The following is a 25,220-nucleotide window of genomic DNA, read 5'->3' on the forward strand; positions in this document are numbered from 1 at the left end:
CCAGAGTGCGCCGCGCGCAACGCGTCTGGCGATCACCGCAGCCACCTGGCCGTCCGGCGCATCAACAGGTTGTAGGCCACCATGACGATCGCGACCACCACGATCATCTCCAGCGCCAGCGCGTACGCGAAGCCGGACTGCCCCAGCACGACCTCACTGGTCAGCGCGGAACGAATGAGCAGCGGCACGATCGGGCTGCCCTGGCTGACCAGTGCCGCGGCTGTCGCGTACGCGGCGAAGGCGTTGGCGAACAACAGCAGTGCCGATCCAAGAAACGCCGGGGTCAGCAGCGGCACCGCGACCTCGCGCCAGTACTGCCACGTCGACGCGCCAAGGCTGACCGCCGCCTCGCGCCACTGCTCGCGCAATCCTTCCAGCGCGGGCAGGAACACGATGACCATCAGCGGGATCTGAAAGTACGTGTACACCAGGGTCAGACCGGGCAGGCCGTACAGCCATCCCGATCCGGCCAGGTTCCACCCCAGGTGCTCGGCGGCCCACAGCGTCAGCACGCCGTTCAGGCCGAGCGTCGCGAGGAACGCGAAAGCCAATGCGACGCCGCCGAACTGGGCCAGCACGCTGCACAGCGACAGCACGGTGCGGCGCACCGCCGACTCCGGCGGTCGGGTGACGATGAGCCAGGCCAGCAGTGCGCCGAACACCGCGCCGAGTGCCGCGGTGCTGCCCGAGAGCAGCACGCTCTTGCCGAGGGCGGCGAGCGCGGTGTCGCCGAACAGTGCCTCGATGCGGGCGAGGGAGAACCCGGTCTCGTCGACCACGGCGCCGATGAGGACCGTCACGGTCGGCACGATCAGGAAGATCGCGACGATCGCGAAGAACGGCAGCAGCGGCAGGGACTCCCTCAGTCGTCGCAGCAGGATCAGCCGACCGCCTTCGCCCAGTTGGCCTCGAGGTACTTGGTGGCCGCCTGGTTCTGTTCCACGGTCACGATCGTCGCGGCGCCGTTGACCGGCGGCAGCAGGTCGAACGCCGCCTGATCGATGGTGCCCTTGCTGACCATCGAGTCGGCGCGCACGGGACGGGCGCCGCCCTGCAGGTACAGGTTCTGGCCTTCGTCGCCGAAGAGGAACTCCTGCCACAGCCGGGCGGCGGCGGGATGCGGCGCGTCCTTGTTGATCGCCTGGTAGTAGTAACCCGCCACCGCGGCGTTGGGCGGGATCGCGACCTTCCACGACGGGAGCTTCTTGGTCTGGGCAACATTCAGGTAGTCCCAGTCGATGACGACGGGCGTCTGACCGGACTCGATGGTCGCGGGCGTCGGGTCGACGGGCAGGAAGTTGCCCACTTCCTTGAGCTTTCGGAAGAACTCGACACCGGGCGCGATGTCGTCGGGGGTGCCGCCCTGCGAGATCGCGACCATCATGACGCCGGAGAACGCAGCACCGGCCTGGGTCGGATCGCCGTTGAGCGCAACCTTGCCCCTGAACTCGGGCTTCAGCAGGTCATCGACGCCCGTGATCTCGGGGACCTTCGACGAGTCGTAGCCGATCGACATGTAGCCGCCGTAGTCGTTGACCCACTTGCCGTCGGCATCCTTGAAGTTGTTCGAGATGTCGCTGAAGGTCTCCACCTGGTACGGCGCGAACAGGTCGGTGTTGGCCAGCGCCACCGACTGGCCGAGGTCGAACACGTCGGGGGCGGTGGACTTGCCCTTCTGCTGGTTCGCGGCGTTGATCTCGTCCTGGCTGGCCGCGTCGGGCTGCGCGGAGTTGACCTTGATGCCGTACTCGTCGCCGAACGCCTTGATGATCGCGCCGTAGTTGGCCCAATCCGGCGGCAGCGCGATGACGTTGAGTTCGCCCTCGGCCTTCGCGGCCTCGACGAGGCCCTCCTTGCCGCCGAAGTCGGCCATCGAGGTCGCCTCGCCTGCCTTCACGCCGGATTCGGTCTCTGCACCGCCGGAGTCGTTCTCGGGTGGAGCACACGAGGTGAGCGCGCCGGTGAGGACGAGCAGTGCTGCGCTGGCGGCCGCGGTGAGCCGGAAAGTCTTCATTGCCGAACCTTCTTATGAGCGGGCGGCGCGACGGTGGCGACGACACCAATCGACGGTGACGAAACCGGGTCGCCGGGGTGAACGGATCGACCCCGTCGGGAACCTTACCGGCGGGTCCCATTACCGGCTGAGGTTCCGGTGACCCGAACTCGTCAGCACTGCAGAACGCGTCACGATTGGGTATCGGCCGCGACCCGATGCACGTTTGTGCTGGTCGCCGCCTAGCATTGTGCGGGTGGCTGACACGGAAGCCCCTGGGGACTCCGAGTACGACGGCGACGTTCTCGCGGAGGACGGTGCCGGCGCGTTCGACGATCCGACGCCGACCGGGCCGGTGTGGGTCGAGGGCGACGTCCAGCCGACGAGCCCGTACCCGGGCGGCATGGCGTGGAGCGAGGCGGGCCCTCCCCCCGGCCACTTCGACGCGTTCGACGCGAACACCTGGCACTTCAAGGCCGCGCCACCGCCGTGGTACGCCTCGACGGGGGCGAAGCTCGGCATCGTGGCGGTCGCACTCGCGGTGATTGCCATGGTGGTGGCGATCGTGCTGCTCCTGGTCAGCGGGTCCTCGGACGACGAGCCGGCTCCCGCGCCGCAGACGTCGACCGAGACCACGACGGCCACCACGACGACGCCGTCGAGTGCGCTGCCGCCGCCCCCACCGCCTCCCCCGCCGCCGCCTGCGGCCGAGGCACCCGCACCGCAGGCGCCGGTTTACCAGCGGCCACGCCAGCAGCAGCAGCCGTCGAAGAAGCCGGAGATCGGGGTGACCCGCACGCCGGTGACGCGGTCGCCGATCAGCGTGGCCCCGCAGCGGCCGTCCAACCGGAACTGACTGTGACCGACCCCAACCAGACGGACCTCGCCCGTCGCTTCGCCGCGGCTCGCGTCGCCGTCCTGACCACGGTCCGTCCCGACGGCACGCCGCACGTCGTGCCGGTCGTGTTCGCCGTGCACGACGATGTCGTGTTCACCGCGGTCGACGCCAAACGCAAGTCGACGCAACGGCTTCGGCGCCTGGCGAACATCGAGGCCGAACCGCGGGTGAGCATGCTCGTCGACCACTACGACGAGGACTGGAGCCAGCTGTGGTGGGTCCGCGCCGACGGCACGGCCCAGGTGCACGAAGCGGGTGAGGACATGGCGTACGGCTACGGGCTGCTGCGCGCCAAGTACGCGCAGTACGACCGGATCGCGCTCGACGGCCCGGTGGTGACGGTGGCCGTGCACCGGTGGAGCGGCTGGCACGCCTGAGCGCTTTCCGGGGACACGGGCACCCGCGCCGTGCGACTGTGACCCCATGGCATTGCGCATCATCCAGTGGGGCACCGGCGCCGTCGGCCGCGAGGTCATGGCCACGACACTCGATCCGCGCAGCGGTCTCGAACTGGCCGGGGTCAAGGTCTACTCCGACGACAAGGACGGTGTCGATGCCGGTGAGCTGATCGGCCGCGAACCCGTCGGGGTGACGGCGTCCAAGGACTCCGCCGCGGTGCTCGCCATCGACGCCGACTGCGTGGTCTACACGCCGCGCCTCACAGACGTCGACGAGGTGTGCTCGATCCTCGCCGGCGGCAAGAACGTCGTCACGACCGCGTTCCTGTTCCATCCCGCGCGCATCGCACCCGCCGACCGCGACCGCGTCCTCGCGGCCTGCCACGAGGGCGGCACCACCGTGCACGGCTGCGGACTCAACCCCGGCAACCTCTCGGGCGCACTGCCGTTGGCGATGACCGGCATGAGCCGCACCATCGAGAAGCTGACGCTGCAGGAGCGCGCCGACTGGTCGGTGTACGACAGCACCGCGATCACGTTCGACAACATGCGATTCGGCGCGCCGGTCGACGAGATCAGCGTCACCGCCAACGACTTCCTCGCGTTCAACAGCTCGATCTTCGTCGAGCAGGTGTGGCTGCTCGCCGACGCGCTGCGCGCCGGCATCGACGGGGTGACCGCCGACGTCGAGGCCGTCCCGGCCGAGCACGACCACGAAATCTTCGATCACGTGCTGCGGGCGGGAACCACTGCGGGACAACGGTGGAACTGGGTCGGCAGGCGCGACGGCGAACCGCTCGTCGAGATCGAGACGCTGTGGACCGTCGGCAACGAGTACCCGAAGCACTGGCCGAAGCCACGGCACGGGTGGACGCTGACCATCGAGGGCGACCCGTCGATGCAGACGCACTTCATGTCGCTGGCCAGCTTCCGCCGCGACGCCACGATGTTGGAGCACGTCAACTCCGCCAACGTCGCGACCGGCATGCAGGTGCTCAACGCGGTACCCGCGGTGTGCGCCGCGCCGCCGGGTTTCGCGACGATCGCCGACCTGCCCCAGGTGCGCAGCCTGATCGGCTTCGGCAACTAGCGATTTGGGCGCGATTTCCCGCGGTGACCGCGGGAAATCGCGCCGAAATCACGCGTTCTAGAGCAGCCCGAGCAGCTCCAGATCGGTGACGTACTTGACGATCACCTCGGCGCTGACGTGCGGGATGTCCTTGTCCGGACCGATCTTCGCGTCCTGCACGGCCGCCCGGAACCGGTCGGTCGACGCCATCGCACCGTTCACCGGGTGTTCCGGCTTCTGATAGTTGTGCAGCAGCGGCAGCAGTGACGCCTGCCGTTGCGCATCGGGCAGGGCCCGCAGCGTGGTCTCGAACCGTTGCAACCACGAGCCGTAGTCGTCCATCCGCGCGATCGGGTAGCCGGCGTCGATGAGCCAGTCGACGAAGGTGTCCATGCTGATGCCGTCGTCGTACGGGTTCATGACGTGGAACGTCTCGAACCCGGTCGCACTCGCCCCCAGCGTCGAGATCGCCTCCGCGATGAACTCCACCGGCAGCCCGTCGTAGTGGCTCCGCTGCCGGTTGCCCTCGGCGTCTGTCTCGTAGAACGACGCAGGCGCGACACCGGTGGCGACCAGGCTCAGCATCATGCGCGTGAACATGTCGGGCAGGTTCAGCTGGCCGGCGTAGCTGGTGTCGGCCAGGATCATGTCGCAGCGGAATACCGATGCGGGCAGCCCGAATTGGTCATGCGCCTCGCGCAGCAACACCTCGCCGCCCCACTTGCTGTTGCCGTAACCGTTGGCGTAGCTGTCGTCGATGCGGCGGGTCGCGCTCACGACGCGGACGTCGGCGTCCTCGACGTTGTCGGCCGGGTTGATGCCCGCACCGACGGCCATCGTCGACACGTAGACGAACGGCTTCTTCCGGGTGGTGAGTGCGATGCGGATCAACTCGGCGGTGCCGAGCACGTTGGGCGCGAACAGCTGGCTGTACGGCAGTACGTGGTTGACCAGGGCCGCCGGATCGACGATCAGGTCGACTTCGTCGGCGAGGCGCTGCCAGGTGGCGTCGTCGAGGCCCAGGTTCGCCTCGCCCTTGTCACCGGCGAACACCTCGAGGTGGTCGGCGGCCAGCTCGCGGTAGTGGGCCAGCAGCTTCGGGTCGGCACCGGCGGGCAGGAGCGAAGCGACAGGGGAATCAACGGCGCCGAACGTCTTGTCCAGGCGGGCCCTGGCATCGGCGTCGGACTTGCCGCGGACGAGGCAGATGACCTTGCCGTCGACGAGGTCCATCCGCTCGAGCCACTCGAGTGCCAGGTAGCGGCCGAGGAAGCCGGTTGCGCCGGTGAGCAACACGGTGCGAACCTCGCTGCTCGGCTCCGGCAGCGATGCCGCGGCGTGCAGCAGCTCCGAGTCGAAGAACCGGTCCAGGGTCAGGTCGCGGGCGTGCACCTCGGTGGCGTCGCGGCCGTGCACGGCGGCATAGGTGGGCCGCTTCGATCCGCCGGCACGCTCGGTCTCGACGTAGGCGGCGATGGCCGCCAGGTCGCTGGCCGGGCTGACGATGACACCGACGGGAACGTCGACGTCGAAGATCTCGTGCAGCAGGTTGGCGAACGTCAACGCGGACAACGAGTCTCCACCGAGGTCTGTGAAGTGCGCATCGCCGGTCACGTCACCTGGCGCCGCACCGAGCAGCGCGCGGGCGGCACGGGCAACGGTGTCGAGTACCGGGCCGTCGGCACCGTCCTGCCGCAGTGCGCGCAGCTCCCCCGCCTGCCCATCGGCCAGGTCGACGTAGAGCTGTTCGAGTTCGGGGCCGTAGCGTTCCTTCAGCCGCGGCCATGCCAGCTTGCGGATGCCGGTGAGCAGACCGTTCTCGACGGTGAACGGGGTGGTCTCGACGATGAAGTCGCGCGGGATCTCGTAGGACTGCAGGTCCGCGGCGCGAGCGGCGTCCTTGAGCGATGCGCTGATGGCGGACTTGAGTTCGCTTGCGTCGTAACGTGCTATCACGTCGTCGGTCGGAACCACGACGGCCAGCAGGTAGGGGCGAGCACTGTTGCCGTACAGGAAGATCTGGCGCACCAGCGGGCTACCGCCGAACGCGGCCTCCAGCTTGGAGACGGTGACGAACTCGCCCTGGGACAGCTTGAGGACGTTGTTGCGACGGTCGACGTAGCGCAGCTGATCGGGTCCGGTCTCGGCGACGATGTCACCGGTGCGGTAGTAGCCGTCGGCGTCGAACACCTCGGCGGTGACCTCGGGGCGCTTGTAATAGCCGGGGAACAGCTGCTCGGACTTGACCAGGAGTTCGCCGCGCGGGTGGGGCACGTCGCTGCCGAAGTAGCCGAGTTCGGGTACGTCGACGAGCTTGTAGTCGATCACCGGCGGGCGGCGGACCTGGCCGTCGACGAACACCGCGCCCGCCTCGGTGGAGCCGTAGCCCTCGATGAGGTGCATGTCGAGCAGCTTCTCGACCCAGGTCTTCAGTTCGGGTGCGATCGGGGCCGAACCGGTCAGGGCCGTCACGAAGCGGCCGCCGAGCAGGTTCTGGCGCAGCTCGCCGAGCACGGCGTCCTCGTCGTCGGCGCTCGAGGCGTTCCTGCGCGCCAGCTCGCTGAGGCACTCCTGGTGCAGCATGTCCCAGATGCGCGGGACGAAGTTCATCTGCGTGGGCCGCGACAGCGCGAGGTCCTCGAGGAAGGTGGACAGGTCGCTGCGCGCCGCGAAGTAGACGGTGCCGCCCGCGGCCAGCGAGCCGTACAGGACGCCGCGGCCCATGACGTGGCTCATCGGCAGAAAGCTCAGCGTGATCGACGGGATGGCGCCCTGCTTGTCGTCCCAGTGGCCGAGTGCGGCGGCGCGCCACATGTCGGCAACCTTGTGGGCGGGGTACATGGCGCCCTTGGGTGCGCCGGTGCTGCCGGAGGTGTAGATCAGCAGCCCGAGCGGCTCGTCCTCGCCGGAGTCGGCGACGATGACCTCGGGCAGTTCGGCGCCGCGGGCGATGACGTCGGCGAGGGTCTCGACGACGACGCCCGAGTCGGCAAGGCGGGCGGTTGCGGACGCGAGCGCGTCTCGGTGGTCGTCGAGTTCGGGTCGGACGTCGAAGACGACCAGGCGCTTGGGTGCGGGACCGTCTGAGATCAGCGCGACGGCGTCATCGAGGTAGTCGATGCTCGACGCGAGCACCGTCGGCTCGGTCTCGGCGACGATCGGCGCCAGCTGTGCCAGTGGCGCGCTGGTCTGCAGCGGCACGGATACCGCGCCCATCTGCGTCAGTGCGGTGTCGACGACGGTGTAGTCGACGCTGGTGAAGCCGAGGATTGCGACCCTGTCACCGCTGGCGGCGTCGGCGGCGAGCGCGGCGGCGACGGCGCGGGTGCGGTCCCACAGCTCGCCGTAGGTGATGGTCTCGAAGCGTGGCTGGAGGGCTGCGACGGTCCGGCCGGCGTCGTCGGTCACGAATTCGACGGCGCGCTGACCGAGCGCGGGCCGGTTGGCGTAGGCCTCCATGACGGTGCGGACGACGTCGGGCAGGCGCAGTCCGTCGACCGCAGCTCCGACCGATGCGTCGGGGCGTGCCGCGGCGAACTCCGGATCGCTCGCGTACAGATCCGCGATGCGGCGCTCGAGGCGCGCTTCGCTGGTGTCGAGTGGCTGGTTCTCGGATGACATGCGTGTCCTTAGTCTGCGGTGCTGTTCGTCGGGAGGGAGCGTCGTCGGTCTCTCGAACTGGAACAACGTTAGCAAAACTAAAGATATGCCCCGCGTCGCTGAGCTGGGAGTTTGCTGTGAAGGAATGCGCCACAGCCGCTGTTCGTTATGCTAGCTAAATATCTGCCGAGCCCTGGAGGACTGATTTATGGCACGTACTGAGGACGACACCTGGGACCTCGCGACCAGCGTGGGAGCGACCGCGACCATGGTCGCCGCCGCACGCGCGATCGCGACCAGGGCCGACGAGCCGTTGATCGACGACCCGTTCGCCGAGCCCCTGGTGCGTGCCGTCGGTGTGGACTTTCTCACACGGTGGGCGTCCGGTGAGATCACCGGCGCGGAGGTCGACGTCGACGGCGCCGGTTGGGGCCTGTCGCACATGCCGGCCGCGATGGCCGCGCGGACCCGCTACTTCGACCGGTTCTTCACCGACGCCGCCGAGGCGGGCATCCGCCAGGCCGTCATCCTGGCTGCCGGGCTCGACGCCCGGGCCTACCGGCTCGACTGGCCCTCGGACATGGTCGTCTACGAGATCGACCAGCCCCAGGTCGTCGAGTTCAAGCGCGTGACGCTGGCCGAGTTCGGCGCCGCACCGACCGCGGAACTGCGAGCGATCTCGATCGACCTGCGCGACGACTGGCCCGCCGCGCTGCGGGCAGCCGGCTTCGATCCGACCGCGCCGTCGGCGTGGATCGCCGAGGGACTGTTCGGCTACCTGCCGCCCGAGGCGCAGGACCGCCTGCTCGATGCCGTCACCGAGCTGAGCGCGCCGGGGAGCCGGCTGGGCTCCGAAGCCGTGCCGAATCAGGCGAACACCGACCTCGAGGCCGCTCGGGAGAAGATGCGCGCGGCCACCGCGAAGTGGCGCGAACATGGCTTCGACCTCGACTTCAACGAGCTGGGTTTCGACGGCGAACGCAACGACGTCGGCGAGTACCTGGACGCCAGGGGCTGGACGTCGGTCGGCACCCCGATGAGCCAGTTGTTGGCCGACAACGGCTTCCCGGCGATCCCGCAGGCGAGCGACGACGACGTCACGATGAACGGGGTCGTCTACTACACCTCGACGCGCCGCTGAGTCAGGGCCCCCCTGAGCGAGCCACCTGCAGTTCGAGTTCGGCCTCGTAGGCACCCTCGTCGCGGCCGAGCGCCACGGTGGCGGCCGTCATCGCCGCGATGGCGAGGGTGAGCGCGATCGCCTCGTAGCGTCCGGCGTTCAGCTCCTCGCCGAGCAGGATGGCGCCGAGGAACACCGCGACGACGGGTTCGAGCACCAGCATCGTCGGCACCGACATCTGCAGTGCGCCTGCGTGGAACGCCGACTGTTGCAGGAGCACGGCGAACACGCCGAGGAAGACCAGCAGATACGGCGCCGGCGTGGCCAGCATGTGCAGCAGGCCGCGCTCGTCGAGGGTGTGCATCACGATCTTGGTGAGGACCGCGACCACGCCGAACAGCACGCCGACGGCGACGGCGACCGCGACCGCGCGCTGCCATCCCGCCACCCGCACCGCGATGACGACGCAGACCACGACGATCAGTGTGCAGACCGCCGCGACGATGGCGGTCACCGGCAGCGTCGCGGTAGCCGCCTGCGGTCCGGGCCGGGCGAGGAGGACGAAGACGGCGAGCGACGTCGTGAGCAGGCCCGCCCACAGCCACTCCGAGCGCCGGACCCGGCGGTGGGCCATCCGCGCGCTCAGCGGCAGCGCGAACAGCAGCGCCGAGACCAGCAGGGGTTGAACGAGCAGCAGTGAGCCCTTGATCAGCGCGAGCGCCTGGAACACGTAGCCGAGGATGGCTACGGCCGTGCCTGCCCACCACAGCGGACGGCGCAGCAGGGTGCGGAACATGACGACGCTGACGCCCTGTTCGGACGGAACGTCGAGGGTGGCGCGCTGGCGCACGACGATGCCGATGGCCATCGCGATGGCGGCGCACAGTGACAGGAGGACGACCAGCCCATGGGTCAGCAACGTCCTCGGCATCCCTTCATCGGTTCTGCGACAAGCCCCCTCACCTACACGGTAGAGGAGGCGCCGCTAGACCGCTTCGAGCCGAGCGCCCTTCGCAGGTTGCGGTGCCGCATCGTCCTCGGGCGTACCCGCGGGGTCGATGCGGTCGTTCACGCGGTCGACGACGGTGTCGACTCGTTGTACGGCCGCGCCGCAGAGGTCGCGAACCTTCTCGCCCGCGGTGTCGACGTCGTCGGCGGCGCTGAGGAGATAGGACCGCACGTTGAGGCGCACCCTGTCCGCGACGCGGCGTACCCGGCGGCGCAGACGTTCGTCGACCTCGACCGTCACGTAGGGCAGTATCCGAATCGCCATATGTCGCTCCCCGTTCGATTGCCGTCGCGTTCCAGGCTAACGGAGAAATGGCGTGGCTCACGAGGTGACGTCGATCGCCCGACGTAGGCCGAGTTCGCCGTCGTCACACGAGGTCGGCGATCGCGGCCGCGGTCTGCAGGTCCTCGTAGGCGGCGGAGTACCGCTGGGCGAGCGCGAGCGCGATGTCCGGCCGCTGCCACAGTTCGCCCGCGCTCGCGGTGCACAGCCACAGCGTCAGCCCGTGCGCCACGGACGCGCGGTAGCGCAGCCACACCTCGTCGAGCGACGGCAGCTCGTCGGCGGGCAGGTCGAGCGCGTCGCGGTACGCCTCGAGGATCGCGCCTTCGTGACGCCTGCGGTCCTCGGTGATCAGCGCACCCTGCAGGAAGTAGCCGAGGTCGAGCGCGAAGTTGCCGCGCCGGGCCACCTGCCAGTCCAGGAATCCGACGGTGGACTCCTTCCCGTCGGGCACGACGTAGGTGTTGCCGACGTGGGCGTCACCGTGCAGCAGCGTCACCGGCCCGATGGTGAGCGTGCGGACGTATGGCTTCCACACGTCCTCGATCAGCGCGTCGATCGACAACGCGCGAACCGACGCGGGCGCGTCGTCGCCAAGGCGCTCGAGCGCCGCGGGCAACGGGGCGTACTGCATGCCGTCCCACGGCACGAACGGTTCCAGCCAGCCGAGTTCCGGACGGTCGAGGCGGTGGCCCCAGAACCGGCCATGCATGCGGGCCAGCCCACGCACGCCGTCGGTCGCCTGCTCGACGGACAGCGGCCGGGTGGCGTCGCGGGGGTCGGCGCCGCGCGCGGCGAGGTCCTCCATGACGAGCAGGAAGTCCTCCTCGGCCTCGTCGATCACCGCGGCGTAGACCAGCGGATGCTCCAGTGGCAGTTCGAGATTCGAGTTGAACAGCCTCGGCTCGTGCAGCAGCCCGCTGGTCATCTTGATCATGGCCTTGTGGTCGGGGTCGACCGCCTTGACGAACACGCTCGCCGGTCCGGACCCGGACGCGTACGTGACGGCCAGACGTGCGCGCCGGTTGGTCCCGTCGTCGCGCATGTCGACGGTCACGCCGTCGACGACGGCGTCGGGATGCGTGTCCGCCAGCGCGGCGGTCATCCACTCACGCGTGATCTCGGTCCAGTCCCTCGGGACGGCGAGCGCGGTGGTCATCCGATGATCGCGGGCATGGATTCCCAGCCCCGGATGGTCGAGGTGGTCGAGAACACCGCGTTGGGTAGGTCGACCTCCCACTCGGGGAACCGCTTCAGGATCTCCTCGAGCGCGATCCGGCCCTCCAGTCGGGCCAGCGAGGAGCCGAGGCAGTAGTGCGCGCCGACGCTGAAGCCCAGATGCGCGCGTTGTTCGCGGTGGATGTCGAAGACCTCGCCGTCGGGCGGGAACTGGCGCGGGTCGCGGTTGGCGGCGCCGATGAGCATCATCATCACCGCGCCCTGGGGCACGGTCTGGCCGTGGATCTCGACGTCGCGGGTCACGTACCGGGCGACGTGGGGTGCGGGCGGCTCGAAGCGGACCAGTTCCTCGACGGCCTTGGGAATCAGTGTGGGGTCCTCGACCAGCTGCCGCCGTTGGTCGGGGTGTTCGGCCAATACCTTTGCGGCCCAACCGATTAGCCGCGTCGTGGTGTCGTTGCCAGCGCCTGCGACGACGTTGAGGTAGATGAGCAGTTCGTCGCGGGTCAGGCGGCGGGTCACGCCCTGCTCGTCGACGAACTCGACGTTGAGCAGTTCGGTCATGATGTCGTCGGACGGGTTGTCGACGCGCCAGTCGATGTAGTCGGCGAAGATGTCGCCGGAGACGAGCCCCTCCTCGGCGGCCTTCATGGGCTTGCCCGCCTCGGTCTTCATCTGGCCGGTGACGTGATCGCGGACCGCCACCTGGTCCGCTTCGGGGATGCCGATGAGCGCGCTGATGGTCTTCATCGGCATGACCGCACCGAAGTCGGTGACGAAGTCGAACCGGTCCGAGCCGATCACGGCGTCGAGGCTCTCGACGCAGTAGTTCCTGATCTTCTGCTCGAGCAGCGCGATCTTGCGCGGGGTGAACATCCGGGCCAGCAGTTTGCGGTGGATGTCGTGGATCGGCGGGTCCTCGAAGATGAGGACGCCGGACGGAATCGGGAAGTCGGCCCGGATGAGTTCGAGGATCGCGCCCTTGGCCGAGCTGTACGTGCCGTGGTCGACGATGCCGCGGTTGACGTCCTCGTAGCGGCTGACCGCGTAGAAGTCGTGCTGCGCGTTGTAGTACAACGGCGCCTCTTCGCGCAGGCGGGCGAAGACCGGGTAGGGATTGGCGTTGATGTCGACGTCGTACGGGTCGAAGTAGACGTCGCTGGTCGCGTCGAGCGTTGCCGAGTCGGTCACGTGGTCCGCCTCTCTGGTCGAACTGGCGGGATTGCTTACACGCGTAAGTTACACGCCGCGGACGCGCTCGGACAAGGATTCGACGGTTACGACTCGAGCGGTCGGTGTAACGGTGTCAGGTCGATTCGCGCAGGATCAGGTGCGCGACGTTGGCGCTGCTCGGCTCGCGCACCGACGGGTAGCCGAGTTCGGTCATCATGGCGGCGACCGACACGTCGACGATGGTCTCGGCGTCGAAGCCGACCGAGGTCAGGGGCGGTGCGCTGACGGCGCCCAGCGGCCTGGCGTCGACGCCCATCACCGCGAGGTCCGCGGGACAGGTCAGGCCGGCCCGCCGGATGCCGTGGAGCACGACCATCGCGGTCTCGTCGCTCTCGGCGCACAGCGCCGTGACGCCGTCGGCCACCCAGCCGCGCACCACGTCGGCGGCATCGGTGCCGTCCGACCTCACCGATCCGGTGACGATCTCGGGCAGCCCGCGCGCGGCGGCCGCCGCGCGCAGACCCTCGAGCCAGTACTCGCCGAGCGGTCGCACGGGTTCGACGTCGGAGAAGGCGAACGCCAGCCTGCGGTGACCACGCTCGACGAGGTGCGCGACGCGCATCTCGCCGATCGTCAGGTGCAGCGCACCCATCGCATGCAACTGCGCGCTGCCCAGGTGGATCTGCGGGATGCCCGCCGCGGTGACGGCGTCGAGTGCCGCACCGCCGAGCGGGAACACGGTCGTCACCGCGATCGGGTTGAGGTCGGCGATCGCGTCGACGACGTTGCGACCGTCCTCGGTCTCGAACTGCAGCGACAGCACCACGCCGTGCCGCGCCAGCGCCGCGGTCAGCCGACTGCCCACCTCGATCAGCAGATCGCCGAGGGAGATGCGCGGCACCACGTAGAGCATGACGCCGCTGCCACCGCGGGCCAGATTGCGCGCCGCGAGGTTCGGCCGGTAGCCGAGTTGCTCGGCCGCGGCCTGCACGGCGGCCCTGGTCGTAGCCGAGATCGTCTGCCCCGCAACGTCGTTGAGGACGTAGGTGACGGTGGCGGCGGAGACGTTGGCGAGGCGCGCGACGTCGGCTTTCGTCGGCCGCGCCGACTTTTCCGCCGTCGTCGGCCGCGCCGAACCCTTTACTCCCACGTGCTCATCGTGGCACGTCAGGCGGCTACCGTGCTGCTGCGCCGAGCACCCGCGGTCTCGCGCAGGCCCAGCACGGTCAGCAGCGACAGCGCTGCGGCACCCATCAGGTAGAACGCGGGCGCCATCACGCCGGTCTCACCGGTCAGCCAGGTGACGACGTAGGGCGTCGTGCCGCCGAAGCCGGCGACGGCGACGTTGTAGCCGACGGAGAAGCCGCTGTACCGCACCCGGGTGACGAAGAGTTCCACCCCCGCGGTGACGGCAGTCGAGATGTACACCGACTCGATCGCAGCGAGGAGGCAGTGCGCGGTGATCGCTGCGGTCAGCGAGCCCGAGTTCGCCAGCAGGAACAGCGGATACGCGAACACGACGAACAGCGCCGACCCGGCGATCAGCATCGGCTTGCGGCCCACCCGGTCCGACAGCGCGGCCAGCGGGAGGATCAGCACCAGCGCCACCAGGCTGGCCAGCGTGATCGAGGTGAACGACGCCGTCTTGGAGTAGTGCAGCGTCTTGATGAGGTACGTCGGCAGGAACGTGAACACCACGTAGTAGCCGACGTTGAAGATCAGGAACAAGCCGATCACCTGCAGGATCGACCGCCATGACGTGGTGATCGCCTCGCGCAGCGGCTTGGCGGCGACGTCGTCGGACCGGCTGAGTTCGGTGAATTCGGGCGTGTCGTCGAGCCGCAGCCGAATGTAGAGCCCGACGAGGCCCAGCGGCGCGGCGATCAGGAACGGGATGCGCCAGCCGTAGGAGTCCATCGCCTCCGCGGGCAGTCCGGCCTGCAGCAGCGTGACCGTGATCGAGCCGAGCAGGAATCCCACGACACCCGACCACGCCATGAAGGTGACCGTGAAGCCGCGGCGTTCGGCCGACGCGTACTCGGCGAGGTAGACCGCGCCGCCGCCGTATTCGCCGCCGGCCGAGAAGCCCTGCAGGCACCGGAAGAACAACAGCAGCAGCGGTGCCGCGACGCCGATCGCCTGATACGTGGGCAGCAGGCCGATCGCCAGTGTCGCGGCCGACATGAGCAGGATGACGATCGCCAGTACGCGTTGACGGCCGACGCGGTCACCGAGCGGCCCGAACACGAACCCGCCGAGCGGCCTCGCGAAGAACGCCGCGGCGAAGATCGCGAAGGTGTTGAGCAACGCCGCGGTGTCGTCGCCGGACGGGAAGAAGTTGGCGGCGATGTACGTCGCGAGGAATCCGTAGATCGCGAAGTCGAACCACTCGACGGCGTTGCCGATCGATGCGCCGACGATCGCCTTGCGCACCGCGGCCGCATCCGACATGCCGCCCGAGATTAGTCAGCGTCGGGTTGCCGCGTGGCAGAACGGATTTGAGCAAGACGCTTAGCTCTCAGTCCTCGCCGAACGTCGGTTACCGCCACGGTTTCGGCGTGCAGGCGTGACACGACGCGACACTCGGCGTGTGGTGAGCCGTCGGGAGGCGCACAGTATGGGCATGGACATGCACCTCGCAGATCAGACTGTCGTCGTCACCGGCGCGAGCAAGGGCATCGGTCTGGCGATCAGCCAGGCCTTCGCCGCCGCAGGGGCTCACGTCATAGCCGGCGCCCGCCACGATGGCCCCGAACTCCGCGATCTCGTGGCCGCCGGATCGGCCACGTTCGTCGCCGCAGATCTGTCGACCGCGGAGGGCCCCAAGGCGCTGATCGATGCGGCCGCCGAGCGCGGCGGGGTCGACGTCCTGGTCAATAACGCCGGCGCAGTCCAGACCCGATTCGACGGCATCCTCTCGGTCACCGACGAGGACTGGGCGGCGTCGCTGTCGATCAACTTCCTCTCGGCGGTGCGGACCACGCGCGAGGCGATCCCCCACATGCTGACTCGCGGCGGCGGCAGCATCGTGATGATCGGGTCGATCAACGCGACGCTGCCCGAGTGGAACATCGTCGACTACAGCGCCACCAAGGCCGCCCTGGCAAGCTACGCCAAGAGCCTTTCGAAGGAGTTCGGCCCCAAGGGCATTCGGGTCAACACCGTCAGCCCGGGTCCTGTCTCGACCGACCTCTGGCTGGCCTCCGATGGCGTGGCCGCCAAGTTCGCCGATGCCAGCGGCGCGACTGCCGACGACGTCGTGGCAACGGTGTCCGCAATCGCACCGACCGGTCGGTTCACCACCCCGCAGGAGGTCGCCGACCTCACCGTCTTCCTGGCCAGCAGTCGCTCGGCCAACACCACGGGCGCCGACGTCCGCATCGACGGCGGTTACGTCACCACCCTCTAGCGAAACGGACCCCGCTCCCCCACAGTTACGCGCCGACGCACTGAGCTACCGCGCCTAGCGCTTGACCTGTAGCGACGCGAGGTTGCGCACCGACCGTTCGACGTCGGAGCGCAGGACGCGCGCGGTCAGCGCGCCGACGGGTCCGCTGAGCAGCCCGCCCTTGAACTCGGCGAGCACGTGGAACGTCGTCCCCGGCTGGTCAGGGGTGACGGTCATGTGCAGCGAGATCCGCACCCCGCCGAACCCGTGTCCCTGCATCGCGATGCGACGGGGCGCGTCGTACTCTTCGACCTCCCAGTGAATGGTGTTCCGGAAGCCCTTCACCTTGATGCACGACGACACCCTGGTGCCCTCGTCGATCACCTCGGGCACCGGGCTCTTCCATCCTCCGAAGATGGTCAGCCACTCGTCGAAGCGATGCAGGTCCGAGGCCATGGCCCAGGCCTGTTCAGGGGTGAGTTCCGAGGTTACGGACACGTCGACGTTCGCCATGCCTCACTTCATACCCGACTCGGGCCGAATCGACGCCTCCAGCGACCTAGGGCACCGGCACCGGGGCCGGAGCAGGCGCGGGGACCGGCGCTGCCGGCGGGGGCGGAGGCGGCGGCGGCGGGGCGCCGGCGCCGAGCACCCGCTGCAGGTCGGGCTTCATCGCCGCGAGCTGCGCTCCCCAGTAGCCCCAGCTGTGCGTGCCGTTGGCCGGGAAGTTGAAGATCGCGTTGCGGCCGCCTGCGGCCAGGTACCGCTTCTGGAAGTCCTTGTTGGTGTTGATGGTGATGTTCTCCAGGAACTGCGCGCTGTACATGGTGCCGAAGTCGCCACCGGGCGCGTCGAGGTCCGAGGACCGGCCGTTGCCGCAGTACACCCACACCGCGGTGTTGTTGGCGACGAGCGTCGCGATGTTGACCGTCGGGTCGTTGCGCCGCCAGGCCGGGTCGCTGGTGGTGCCCCACATGTCGGTCGCGTTGAATCCGCCCGCATCCTTCATCGCGAAGCCGATCATGGTGGGCCACAACCCTTGTGAGGGGTTGAGGAACCCGGACAGCGAACCCGCGAAGATGAACTGCGCCGGGTGCCAGATCGCCAGTGTCAGCGCGGCGCCGCCTGCCATCGAGAGCCCGACGACGGCGTTGCCGGTCGGGGCGATGCCGCGGTTCGCGGCCAGCCAGGCGGGCAGCTCCTGGGTCAGGAAGGTCTCCCACTTGTAGGTGACGGTGCCTGCGCCGCCGACGGCCGGTCGGTACCAGTCGGTGTAGAAGCTGGACTGCCCACCGACCGGCATGACCAGGGACAGGCCCGAGTCGTGGTACCACTCGAACGCCGCGGTGTTGATGTCCCAGCCGCTGGCGTCCTCCTGGGCGCGCAGCCCGTCGAGCAGGTAGACCGCGTGCGGCCCGCCACCCTGGAAGGTCACCCGGATGTTGCGGCCCATCGACGGCGACGGGACGTCGAGCTGCTCGATCGGCAGGCCCGGGCGCGAGTAGGCCGCGGCCGTCGGCGTCTGCGCCGTGATGCCCATCAGCCCGGGCAGCGCGAGCACCGCGAGCAGGGCTGCGGACAGCCGCTTCACCTTGGCGAACACCGGTGGTACTCCATTCGTCAGACGTCGATTCGTGGCCGAACCTAACAGCGGCCCGGTCACTGGTTCCGCGCCCACGCGGCGCTTGATGCGCTCGTTATCAAGGCGTTTCGCGATCGTGGCGGACGTGGCGCCTGTGTAGGCGGAGGGAGGTGGCTGTGAATCACCTTGGGCGCGGCCCTTCGGTTAGCTGGAGTCGGCAGACTCTCCTGAAACGACGAAGGAGCGACGGTCATGGAACTCTCGGCATTCACCACCCGACGGCTGGTCGGCGGCACCGTGCTCGCCGGCGGGCTGCTGACGGCGACACTGTTCGGCGGCATCGCGCCCGCGTTCGCCAACGAAGATCCCGCGGCGAACCCGCCCAACTGCAGCGCCGCAGACCTCGAGGGGGTGCGCGCCGGCGTGTCCGCGTCGACCTCGGCGTACCTGTTCACCCACCCGGACCTCAACGCCTACGTGTCGACGCTCGGCGGGCTCAGCCGCGAGGAGGTCGCCAGCAAGACGATGGGCTACCTGGCGCAGCACCCCCAGGAGCAGGCCGAGATGACCGGCATCCGGCAGCCGCTGGTGGACATCAAGAACCGGTGCGGCGCGCCTGCAACTCCCTGAGAAGAGGGGCTCCCTGACCGGCTGGGCTACCCCACGCCGGTGAGGATCGCGCCGGTACGCCACCAGATGATCGCCACGAACACCACGACGAGGGCGACCGAGAACCCCGCCTGGATCAGGGTTCGGTTGGCCCGCGGGGCGTAGCCGTAGACCCACGCGACCAGCGCGCCGGTGAGGAGGCCGCCGATGTGGCCCTGCCAGCTGATCGACGGCACCACGAACGTGATGACGAGGTTGATGACGATGAGTCCGATGAGCGGGCGCATGTCGAAGTTCAGCTTCTTGGCGAGGACCAGGGTCGCGGCGAACAGGCCGAAGATCGCGCCCGAGGCGCCAAGGGTGCCCTGGTCGACGGGTGAGAACAGGTAGACCATGACCGATCCGCCGAGCGCGCTCAACGCGTAGATGCCGAGGAATCGGATCCGGCCCATCGCCAATTCCAGTGCGGGGCCGGTGAAGTACAGCGCCACCATGTTGAACAGGACGTGCGTGATGCCGACGTGCAGGAAGGCCGACGTCGCGAGTCGGTAGTACTGGTCGCCGTAGGCGATGCCCTCTGGCCACAGCACGAACTGGCGGTAGACCTCGTCGTTCGCCATCTGCAGTACGAACAGCGCCACGTTCAGCGCGATCAGCACGTAGCTGACGAGCGGCACGGTGGTGGGCCTGCCGCCGAAGGCCGTGGTCGGCTGACGTATCGACTTCGCCGCCGCGTCGATGCAGTCCGGGCACTGGTGTCCGACGGGCGCGGTGCGCATGCACTCGGGGCAGATGAACCGCCCGCAGCGGGTGCACTGAACGTACGTCGGCCGGTCGGGATGCCGGTAGCACGTCGGCGGCGGCGCGCCCTGCGGCACGGGCTGGTACGGGTAGCTCACGTCACCACTCTTCCAGGCGGCACCGCACTAGAGGCGCCAGAGGGCTTCCTGTGTCGTGCTGGCGACCAGTGTGTCGTCGGCGGAGTAAAGAGAACCGACGACCAGGCCGCGCGAGTCGCTGTTGTTGAGCGACCGCACCTCGTAGCGATGCCACTGCCGCGGATCGAACGGGCGGTGGAACCACACTGCGTGGTCGAGGCTCGCGGCGTAGCCGGCCTCGGGGTGCAGCGGGGTGCCGGGCGGCCTGGCGACGGGCACCGGCCCGAAGTCCGACATGAACGTCAGCGTGCAGGCCCGGATCAGCGGGTCGTCCTCGATCTCGTCGCGCGTTCGGATCCAGAACGGCGGCACGGCGAACACCGAGTCGTCGCCGGGGGTGACCCGGATGTCGAAACGCTCGGCGAAGCCGAGGTTTGGCACCTTGTGCATGGCGTCGTCGAACTCGAGTGCGGGGACGACCGGTGGCTGCCAGTCGGCGGCGTCCTCGGGACGGTGGAACGACGCGATCATCTCGAGGATGACCTTGCCGTGCTGGACGGCGGTGACGCGGCGGGTGTCGAAGGACCGCCCATCGCGCGTCCGCTCGACGTGCAGTTCCACGTCGACGCCGTACTGGCCGCCGCGGACGAAGTAGAGGTGCAGCGACTGCGGCAGCTTGTCGGGTTCGACGGTGTGACCCGCCGCGGCCAGGGCTTGGGCCGCGATGAGTCCGCCGAACAGCCGGTCGCCGGGACCGCTGCGGGGGTTGGGGGCGACGAACACGTCGCCGTGCTGCTCGAAGCCGAGCAGGCGGGCGATCCAGCTGCGGTCCCCGGCCGAGTTGACACGTGTCATAGAGCGCTGACCCTAGCCGAGGCCCGTCGGCCCGGCGGCGTCAGTCGGCGCGCACCTCGGGTCCGACGATGGCGCTCACCTTGATCTCGATGCGCATGTTCGCCGCGCCCAGCACCGGCACCGCGATCTCGGTCCAGATCGGCGCCCGGTCACCCATGCGCTCGCGGAACTGCTCGACCATCACGGAGTTGTGGGCGTCGCCGATCGTCGCGGGGTCCTCGGTGACGTGGAAGGAGTCCACCGAGATCACGTCGCGCCAGGTCGCTCCCGCGGTGGCCAGGGTCCGCTCCACGTTGTCGAAGGCGGCCACGATCTCCTCGCGCAGGTCGGCGGGGAACTCGAACTGGTCGTTCCAGCCGCCCTGTCCGGAGATCTCGACGCGGTCGCCGACCCGGACGGCCTGGCTGTAGCGCATGTTCTTCAGCTGCGTGTCGCCGTAGCCAGGGGTGACGAAGAACTCTGGTCGTGCCATGGGGCTCTGCCTTTCGTTTCACTTCACGGTTGAAGTCAACCCTAGCACGGTTTCAGTTCATGCGTGAAGTGAGTATGGTGCCGGGAATGGCCGAGCGACGTGACGGGTGGTTGAGCGCCGACGAGAAGGAGGCCTGGACCGGGCTCATCTCCCTGCTGCTGCTCATGCCCGGCCGGCTCGAGGCGCCGCTGCGGGACGAGTCGGGCCTGACGCTGTTCGAATACCTCGTACTGAGCCACGTGTCCGAGGCGCCCGAGCGGCGGATCAGGATGAGCGAACTGGCGTTCCTAGCGAACGGGTCACTGTCGCGGCTGTCGAACGTCGTCACCCGTTTGGAGAAGCGGGGCGCGATGTCCCGTCATCCCGATCCCGACGACGGCCGGTACACCCTCGCCGTGCTGACCGACGCCGGCTTCGAGATCGTTCGCGCCGCCGCTCCCGTGCACGTCCGCGCCGTGCGCGAACTCGTGCTCGACCCGCTGAGCGCCGCCGATCAGCTAGCGCTGGTGCGCATCGCCGCGAAACTCAAGGCGCGCCTGCCGGGCTGACCGGCGCTCAGTCCGCCAGGAACGGACGCACGACGACGACGTAGGCCGCGAGCACCGCCACGGGTACGGCCAGCGGCAGCCAGGCCACCTCGACCGGCACGATCGCCGCCAGCAGCGCCACCGCCGACAGGCCCAACGCGGCGGCCACGGTCGGGCGGGCCACCGCGTCGTCGGGCCGCTCGACGAACCGGGTCACCAGGTATGCCGTCGCGGCGATTCCCGCGATGGCGGCCACCGTCGGTGGCGGATCGGTGCGCACGATCAGCACGACGACGCACCCCACCGCGAGCGTGGCGGCGCCCGCCCACCGCACGCCTGCGACCACCGCGACGACCGCCACCGCCACCGCCGCGACGTCGGCGCCCACGGCGCCCAGCGCCCCGGCGGCGATCATCAGCAGGGCGAAGGCGGGTGAGAGCGCGCGCACGTCAACGCCGCCGAGCGACGCGGCGCCGGTGGTCGGGCGTCAGGTGCATCACCTGGTCGAGCGTGCTGTCGGGCAGCCACGACACCACGTCGACGCCGATCATCGCCATGTCGCGGTACATGAACGACCGCTGCATCGACCACATCCGGTGGATCAGCGGGTCGTGATCCTCGCGCAACGGCGCGCGGTCGAGCACGTCGACGGCCACCACGACGTGTCCGCGCCTGCAGAGATCGATGAGCGCGAGCGCGAAGTCGGTGTCGAGCAACGTCGAGAACGCCACCACGATCGCACCGGTCGGGATCGCGGCCGCAGGCGCGAGAGTGCCCGAGGTGCGCTCGAATTCGTCACCGACGGCGAACGTCGCGTCGAGCACCCGATAGAACTGCCTGCGCCCGATGTCCGGCTGCAACCACCGCGGGCGCGCACCGAGCGCCACCACGCCGGCGCGGTCGCCGCTGCGCAGTGCGCTCTGCACCACCTGCACCGCGCCCGCGACCGTGCGCCGAGCCGCCTCGGTCGCAGGGCCCGGCGGCTGATCGTGGGTGTCGACGAGCACCACGACGTCGGCGGCGCGCTCACTGAGCCGTTCGGTGACGTGCAGGCTCCCCCGGCGGGCGCTGACCGGCCAATTCACCGTGCGCAGTTGATCACCCGGCACGTAGGTCCTGATTCCGCCGAACTCGATGCCCCTGCCGATGCGCGCGGTGATGTGGGTGCCGAGCCGGTCGAGCAGCTCGGTGCGCGGCAGCGCCGTCGGCTGCGCGGGCACCACCGGGAACACGAACACGTCGGCGGCACGGACGGTCGCGGTGCCCTCGACGAGGCCGCCGCGAGCCTGCAGGCCCACCCTGACGGTGACCGGATAGCGGCCCCACTGCTGCGCACTCGCGGTCACCTCGAAGCGGCCGTCGTCGCGTGGGATCGCCTCGTGCCGCAGACCCGTCGCGCCGAGGACCTCGAGGCGAACGGCCGAACCGTCCGAGGCGCTCGCCCACACCGTCAGCCGCACGTCCTCGGTCTCGAAGCAGCGCACCGTCTTTCGATCGGCGGACACCGTGACCGCGGGCGCCCGGCGCTGCCACCGGTAGGCCGCCAGCACCCCCAGCAGCGGTGCCGCGAAGACGGCCAGCTGCCACGCCGATGCGGCCACCGCCACGATGAGCGCCACCGCGACGGTGGTCGCCAGCGCCTGCGTCAATCCCGATGCACGCCAATTCGGTTCGACGTCGGTGGCGTGCTCAGTGGTCACGGTGCGCCGGTCACTCGCCGGCACCCGACGTGCGCGGGACGGGAACCCGCCGGAGCAACTCCTCGACGACGTCGACGCTGCGCACCTGCCGCACCCACATCTCCGGTCGCAGACTGATGCGATGCGCCATCGCGGGAACGGCGAGCGCCTTGACGTCCTCTGGGATCACGTAGTCCCGACCGAGCAGCAGTGCGCGGGCGCGGGCGAGTTGCACGAGGTCCAGCTCGGCGCGCGGACTCGCGCCGACCGCGACCTGGGGATGCTGCCTGCTGGCCGTCGCCAGCGACACGATGTAGCGCAGCACGTCCTCGTGCACCGTCACCTGCTCGACCGACTCCCGCATGGCCAGTAGCTCGTTCGCGTCGACCACCCGGTTCACCACGGCGTCGGGCGAGCCGCGGTCGATCCGGCGCCGCAGCATCGAGACCTCCTCGGCGCCGGTGAGGTACTGCAGTTCGAGCCGGACGGTGAAGCGGTCGAGCTGCGCCTCCGGCAACGGGTAGGTGCCCTCGTACTCGATCGGGTTGTCGGTGGCGAGCACCACGAACGGCTCGCTGAGCCGATGCGTGACGCCGTCGATGCTGACCTGCCCTTCCGCCATGGCCTCCAGCAGCGCGGCCTGGGTCTTGGGCGGGGTGCGGTTGATCTCGTCGGTGAGCAGCAGGTTGGTGAAGATCGGGCCGGGCCGGAATTCGAAACGACCCGAACGCATGTCGTAGATGGTCGACCCGAGCAGATCCGCGGGCAGCAGGTCGGGGGTGAACTGCACGCGGGTGAACTCCAAACCCAGCGCCGCGGCGAAGCACCGGGCGATCAGCGTCTTGCCGAGCCCGGGTAGATCCTCGATGAGCGCGTGCCCGCGGGCCAGCACGGCGATCAGGATGAGGGTCAGCGCCGGCCGTCGCCCGACCACCACGCGCTGTACCTCGTCGAGCACGGCGTCGCACCGGGCGGCCGTCGTGGTGGCACTCGTCGTGTCGGTCATATCCGCTCCAGCCGTTTCAGCAGTTCGTCGAGGACGTCGCGACCGGGCCCCGGTTTCTCCCGCTCGTTCAGCGCGACGTCGTCCGGGTCGACCCATCGCCATAGCTCGTCACCGAACACCATGCGCGCCGTCGCGCGGTACGCCTCGGCGTTCTTCGACTTGCGTTGTCCGGTGGCGAGTTCGAACTGCCGGGCCAGCATCGGGCGCAGGTGCTTGTCCCAGTCCGCGCGGCTGGAGTCGGCCCAGCTGACCAACGTCTGCGTGCGGGCGACCCAGCGCCGCAGCGTCTCCTCGGGGTCGCGGGCCCTGGACTCGTCGACCAGCACCGCGGGCTCCCGCGTGACGTGCCACCGCAGCGCCAGCAGCGCGACCGCGAGCGTGGCACCGGCCATCCACGGCAGCGGCGACCGATCCGGCAGTGTCAGCACGGCGGCCTGCACTCCGAGGATCAGCAGCGCGGCCGCGGCGACGATCCGGTTCACGCCGTGACCCGCAGCTCGTCGAGGACCCGCCGAAGCACCGCGACGGCGGCGTCGCGGTGCGCCTCGGTCATCACGTGCGGGCTGAACCGGGCCTCGTCGAACAGGTCGACCAATTCGATTGCACTGTCGGGCTGCAACGCATTCTGCGCCACCGCACGATCGAGTACCTCGGAGGCCGTGTCGAAGTCCCGTGGCATCGCGCCCGGCACGCGGGCCAGTTCGCGTTCCATCGCGGCGTAGCAGGCGATGATCGCGTGGCGCGGGTCGCGGCTGGTGTCACCCACTTCGGCGAGACCGACCTCGGCGGCCCGGGCAAGCGTCTCGGACTCGTCGGTCTGGGCCCGAGGTCCCCCCTCCCCCGCCGCGGCGGACTGGTCGGTCACCCCTGGGCGGCGGCGCATGCCCAGCACGCTTCCGGCGACGAGCACGACGAGGAAGACCGCAGTCGCCACGTAGAGGTAACCCAATGCGTCCCAATCTCGTTCAACCGCGTCCGGTGGCGCCGATGCCGTGTCGGCGGGCTCGACCGGCTCCGGGGCGGCGGACTGATCTCCGGCAGGCTCGGGCAGCGTCGGGTCGGCCGACCCGCCGAAGTCCCACCTGCTGAGCAGCACGAAGATCAGCAGCCAGCAGGCGATGACACCGAAGGCGATCATCGCGACCCGCCAGGTCGGGCGGGCCCGGTCGCTACGCAGCCAGGCCGGTCCGGTCGACGTCGGCGCGGCGGCGGGCACGGGCCTGCGCAGCCGGACGATCACGGCCGTCACCACCACCGCGACGGCCACCGCGAGCAACCCGAGCACGATCACGGTCGACGCCGGGTCGTCAGGTGGCCGCTCGGTAGCGGGCGCCTCGGCCCCTGGCACGTGGCCGCGCAGGCCGACGGTCACCACGATCACCAGGAGAGCCACGACTGCGGCAGGCGGGATCGAACGTCGTGTCGACGTCTGCGAACCGGCCATCGGCGGACCTCCCGGCGACCGTCCGCGGCCGCGCCTGTCTGGTCGATGGTAGGCCGGTC

26 protein-coding genes are annotated in these 25,220 nt (G+C 69.4%); 7 read left to right on the forward strand and 19 right to left on the reverse strand.

Annotated elements, in window-relative coordinates:
• Positions 1-32: 32 nt before the first annotated feature.
• The gene (locus LOK44_RS21095; RefSeq protein WP_237572135.1) at positions 33-884 is read right to left on the reverse strand and encodes an ABC transporter permease; all 852 of its coding nucleotides are present in this window, start codon (positions 882-884) and stop codon (positions 33-35) included.
• Entirely contained in the window at positions 881-2,014 is a 1,134-nt protein-coding gene (locus LOK44_RS21100) for an ABC transporter substrate-binding protein (RefSeq protein ID WP_237572032.1), read from the reverse strand. The genes LOK44_RS21095 and LOK44_RS21100 overlap by 4 nt, the downstream gene beginning before the upstream one ends.
• Positions 2,015-2,249: 235 nt before the next feature.
• On the opposite strand from LOK44_RS21100, the gene LOK44_RS21105 reads away from it, so the two are divergent.
• From LOK44_RS21105 to LOK44_RS21115, 3 genes are read left to right on the forward strand one after another with little or no spacing between them, the layout of a single operon-like run.
• Positions 2,250-2,849, forward strand: coding sequence for a hypothetical protein (locus LOK44_RS21105; RefSeq protein WP_237572033.1), 600 nt, complete (start codon positions 2,250-2,252; stop codon positions 2,847-2,849).
• A gap of 2 nt (positions 2,850-2,851) precedes the next feature.
• Positions 2,852-3,268, forward strand: coding sequence for a TIGR03668 family PPOX class F420-dependent oxidoreductase (locus tag LOK44_RS21110; protein WP_237572034.1), 417 nt, complete (start codon positions 2,852-2,854; stop codon positions 3,266-3,268).
• 46 nt (positions 3,269-3,314) lie between these two features.
• A complete protein-coding gene (locus tag LOK44_RS21115) occupies positions 3,315-4,379 on the forward strand; it encodes an NAD(P)H-dependent amine dehydrogenase family protein (RefSeq protein WP_237572035.1) in 1,065 nt (354 codons plus the stop codon).
• Between the two features lie 57 nt (positions 4,380-4,436).
• On the opposite strand, the gene car is transcribed toward LOK44_RS21115, so the two are convergent.
• Positions 4,437-7,979 carry a carboxylic acid reductase gene (gene car, locus LOK44_RS21120; protein ID WP_237572036.1) on the reverse strand — a complete coding sequence of 1,181 codons (3,543 nt, stop codon included), beginning with the start codon at positions 7,977-7,979 and terminating at the stop codon, positions 4,437-4,439.
• A gap of 187 nt (positions 7,980-8,166) precedes the next feature.
• Here car and LOK44_RS21125 point away from each other — a divergent pair, with 187 nt between their 5' ends.
• Positions 8,167-9,099: an SAM-dependent methyltransferase gene (locus LOK44_RS21125; protein ID WP_237572037.1), complete on the forward strand. Its 933-nt coding sequence runs from the start codon at positions 8,167-8,169 to the stop codon at positions 9,097-9,099.
• Between the two features lies 1 nt (position 9,100).
• Here the strand turns inward: LOK44_RS21125 and LOK44_RS21130 are convergent, their stop codons facing one another.
• The 6 genes from LOK44_RS21130 to LOK44_RS21155 form a co-directional block, all read right to left on the reverse strand.
• Positions 9,101-10,009 carry a DMT family transporter gene (locus LOK44_RS21130; RefSeq protein ID WP_237572038.1) on the reverse strand — a complete coding sequence of 303 codons (909 nt, stop codon included), beginning with the start codon at positions 10,007-10,009 and terminating at the stop codon, positions 9,101-9,103.
• Between the two features lie 54 nt (positions 10,010-10,063).
• Positions 10,064-10,351 carry a hypothetical protein gene (locus tag LOK44_RS21135; protein WP_237572039.1) on the reverse strand — a complete coding sequence of 96 codons (288 nt, stop codon included), beginning with the start codon at positions 10,349-10,351 and terminating at the stop codon, positions 10,064-10,066.
• Between the two features lie 103 nt (positions 10,352-10,454).
• Positions 10,455-11,528, reverse strand: a complete 1,074-nt coding sequence (locus LOK44_RS21140; RefSeq protein ID WP_237572040.1) for a phosphotransferase — start codon at positions 11,526-11,528, stop codon at positions 10,455-10,457.
• Complete coding sequence (locus tag LOK44_RS21145; protein ID WP_237572041.1) at positions 11,525-12,739, reverse strand: cytochrome P450; 1,215 nt, start codon at positions 12,737-12,739, stop codon at positions 11,525-11,527. Before LOK44_RS21145 ends, LOK44_RS21140 begins: the two co-directional genes overlap by 4 nt.
• A gap of 115 nt (positions 12,740-12,854) precedes the next feature.
• A complete protein-coding gene (locus LOK44_RS21150; RefSeq protein WP_237572042.1) occupies positions 12,855-13,871 on the reverse strand; it encodes a LacI family DNA-binding transcriptional regulator in 1,017 nt (338 codons plus the stop codon).
• A 17-nt stretch (positions 13,872-13,888) separates the two neighbouring features.
• A complete protein-coding gene (locus tag LOK44_RS21155) occupies positions 13,889-15,172 on the reverse strand; it encodes an MFS transporter (RefSeq protein ID WP_237572043.1) in 1,284 nt (427 codons plus the stop codon).
• Between the two features lie 172 nt (positions 15,173-15,344).
• Between LOK44_RS21155 and LOK44_RS21160 the strand changes: the two genes are divergently transcribed.
• Entirely contained in the window at positions 15,345-16,130 is a 786-nt protein-coding gene (locus LOK44_RS21160) for an oxidoreductase (RefSeq protein WP_237572044.1), read from the forward strand.
• A 54-nt stretch (positions 16,131-16,184) separates the two neighbouring features.
• Here the strand turns inward: LOK44_RS21160 and LOK44_RS21165 are convergent, their stop codons facing one another.
• The gene (locus LOK44_RS21165; RefSeq protein WP_237572045.1) at positions 16,185-16,622 is read right to left on the reverse strand and encodes a type II toxin-antitoxin system Rv0910 family toxin; all 438 of its coding nucleotides are present in this window, start codon (positions 16,620-16,622) and stop codon (positions 16,185-16,187) included.
• Between the two features lie 46 nt (positions 16,623-16,668).
• Positions 16,669-17,649: an esterase family protein gene (locus tag LOK44_RS21170; RefSeq protein WP_237572136.1), complete on the reverse strand. Its 981-nt coding sequence runs from the start codon at positions 17,647-17,649 to the stop codon at positions 16,669-16,671.
• A gap of 294 nt (positions 17,650-17,943) precedes the next feature.
• On the opposite strand from LOK44_RS21170, the gene LOK44_RS21175 reads away from it, so the two are divergent.
• Positions 17,944-18,321: a heme-binding protein gene (locus LOK44_RS21175; RefSeq protein WP_237572046.1), complete on the forward strand. Its 378-nt coding sequence runs from the start codon at positions 17,944-17,946 to the stop codon at positions 18,319-18,321.
• A 26-nt stretch (positions 18,322-18,347) separates the two neighbouring features.
• Here LOK44_RS21175 and LOK44_RS21180 read toward each other — a convergent pair whose 3' ends face one another.
• From LOK44_RS21180 to LOK44_RS21190, 3 genes are read right to left on the reverse strand one after another with little or no spacing between them, the layout of a single operon-like run.
• Positions 18,348-19,199 (reverse strand): rhomboid family intramembrane serine protease, encoded by an 852-nt coding sequence (locus tag LOK44_RS21180; protein ID WP_237572047.1) that lies wholly within the window; start codon positions 19,197-19,199, stop codon positions 18,348-18,350.
• Between the two features lie 27 nt (positions 19,200-19,226).
• Positions 19,227-20,033, reverse strand: coding sequence for an acyl-CoA thioesterase (locus LOK44_RS21185; RefSeq protein ID WP_237572048.1), 807 nt, complete (start codon positions 20,031-20,033; stop codon positions 19,227-19,229).
• A gap of 40 nt (positions 20,034-20,073) precedes the next feature.
• Positions 20,074-20,505 (reverse strand): Rid family hydrolase, encoded by a 432-nt coding sequence (locus LOK44_RS21190; RefSeq protein WP_237572049.1) that lies wholly within the window; start codon positions 20,503-20,505, stop codon positions 20,074-20,076.
• An 86-nt stretch (positions 20,506-20,591) separates the two neighbouring features.
• Here LOK44_RS21190 and LOK44_RS21195 point away from each other — a divergent pair, with 86 nt between their 5' ends.
• Entirely contained in the window at positions 20,592-21,053 is a 462-nt protein-coding gene (locus LOK44_RS21195) for a MarR family winged helix-turn-helix transcriptional regulator (RefSeq protein WP_237572050.1), read from the forward strand.
• A gap of 7 nt (positions 21,054-21,060) precedes the next feature.
• Here the strand turns inward: LOK44_RS21195 and LOK44_RS21200 are convergent, their stop codons facing one another.
• The 5 genes from LOK44_RS21200 to LOK44_RS21220 are packed head-to-tail and all read right to left on the reverse strand — an operon-like array spanning position 21,061 to position 25,161.
• On the reverse strand, positions 21,061-21,480 hold the full coding sequence (locus LOK44_RS21200; protein WP_237572051.1) for a hypothetical protein: 420 nt from the start codon (positions 21,478-21,480) through the stop codon (positions 21,061-21,063).
• Position 21,481: 1 nt separating this feature from the next.
• A complete protein-coding gene (locus LOK44_RS21205; RefSeq protein ID WP_237572052.1) occupies positions 21,482-22,732 on the reverse strand; it encodes a DUF58 domain-containing protein in 1,251 nt (416 codons plus the stop codon).
• Positions 22,733-22,742: 10 nt separating this feature from the next.
• Complete coding sequence (locus tag LOK44_RS21210) at positions 22,743-23,717, reverse strand: AAA family ATPase (protein ID WP_237572053.1); 975 nt, start codon at positions 23,715-23,717, stop codon at positions 22,743-22,745.
• The gene (locus LOK44_RS21215; protein WP_237572054.1) at positions 23,714-24,199 is read right to left on the reverse strand and encodes a hypothetical protein; all 486 of its coding nucleotides are present in this window, start codon (positions 24,197-24,199) and stop codon (positions 23,714-23,716) included. Before LOK44_RS21215 ends, LOK44_RS21210 begins: the two co-directional genes overlap by 4 nt.
• A complete protein-coding gene (locus LOK44_RS21220) occupies positions 24,196-25,161 on the reverse strand; it encodes a DUF4129 domain-containing protein (protein ID WP_237572055.1) in 966 nt (321 codons plus the stop codon). The genes LOK44_RS21215 and LOK44_RS21220 overlap by 4 nt, the downstream gene beginning before the upstream one ends.
• Between the last annotated feature and the right edge of the window lie 59 nt (positions 25,162-25,220).

The sequence above is a fragment of the Mycolicibacterium lacusdiani genome, from assembly GCF_021916785.1.
GTDB classification, from domain to species: Bacteria; Actinomycetota; Actinomycetes; order Mycobacteriales; family Mycobacteriaceae; genus Mycobacterium; species Mycobacterium lacusdiani.

Coding starts and splice junctions, on each gene's coding strand:
- LOK44_RS21135 (WP_237572039.1), bottom strand. CDS start 10,351: ATGGCGATTCGGATACTGCCCTACGTGACGGTCGAGGTCGACGAACGT.
- LOK44_RS21115 (WP_237572035.1), top strand. CDS start 3,315: ATGGCATTGCGCATCATCCAGTGGGGCACCGGCGCCGTCGGCCGCGAG.
- car (WP_237572036.1), bottom strand. CDS start 7,979: ATGTCATCCGAGAACCAGCCACTCGACACCAGCGAAGCGCGCCTCGAG.
- LOK44_RS21195 (WP_237572050.1), top strand. CDS start 20,592: ATGGCCGAGCGACGTGACGGGTGGTTGAGCGCCGACGAGAAGGAGGCC.
- LOK44_RS21210 (WP_237572053.1), bottom strand. CDS start 23,717: ATGACCGACACGACGAGTGCCACCACGACGGCCGCCCGGTGCGACGCC.
- LOK44_RS21170 (WP_237572136.1), bottom strand. CDS start 17,649: ATGGGCATCACGGCGCAGACGCCGACGGCCGCGGCCTACTCGCGCCCG.
- LOK44_RS21175 (WP_237572046.1), top strand. CDS start 17,944: ATGGAACTCTCGGCATTCACCACCCGACGGCTGGTCGGCGGCACCGTG.
- LOK44_RS21125 (WP_237572037.1), top strand. CDS start 8,167: ATGGCACGTACTGAGGACGACACCTGGGACCTCGCGACCAGCGTGGGA.
- LOK44_RS21130 (WP_237572038.1), bottom strand. CDS start 10,009: ATGCCGAGGACGTTGCTGACCCATGGGCTGGTCGTCCTCCTGTCACTG.
- LOK44_RS21160 (WP_237572044.1), top strand. CDS start 15,345: ATGGACATGCACCTCGCAGATCAGACTGTCGTCGTCACCGGCGCGAGC.
- LOK44_RS21140 (WP_237572040.1), bottom strand. CDS start 11,528: ATGACCACCGCGCTCGCCGTCCCGAGGGACTGGACCGAGATCACGCGT.
- LOK44_RS21185 (WP_237572048.1), bottom strand. CDS start 20,033: ATGACACGTGTCAACTCGGCCGGGGACCGCAGCTGGATCGCCCGCCTG.
- LOK44_RS21220 (WP_237572055.1), bottom strand. CDS start 25,161: ATGGCCGGTTCGCAGACGTCGACACGACGTTCGATCCCGCCTGCCGCA.
- LOK44_RS21190 (WP_237572049.1), bottom strand. CDS start 20,505: ATGGCACGACCAGAGTTCTTCGTCACCCCTGGCTACGGCGACACGCAG.
- LOK44_RS21100 (WP_237572032.1), bottom strand. CDS start 2,014: ATGAAGACTTTCCGGCTCACCGCGGCCGCCAGCGCAGCACTGCTCGTC.
- LOK44_RS21155 (WP_237572043.1), bottom strand. CDS start 15,172: ATGTCGGATGCGGCCGCGGTGCGCAAGGCGATCGTCGGCGCATCGATC.
- LOK44_RS21165 (WP_237572045.1), bottom strand. CDS start 16,622: ATGGCGAACGTCGACGTGTCCGTAACCTCGGAACTCACCCCTGAACAG.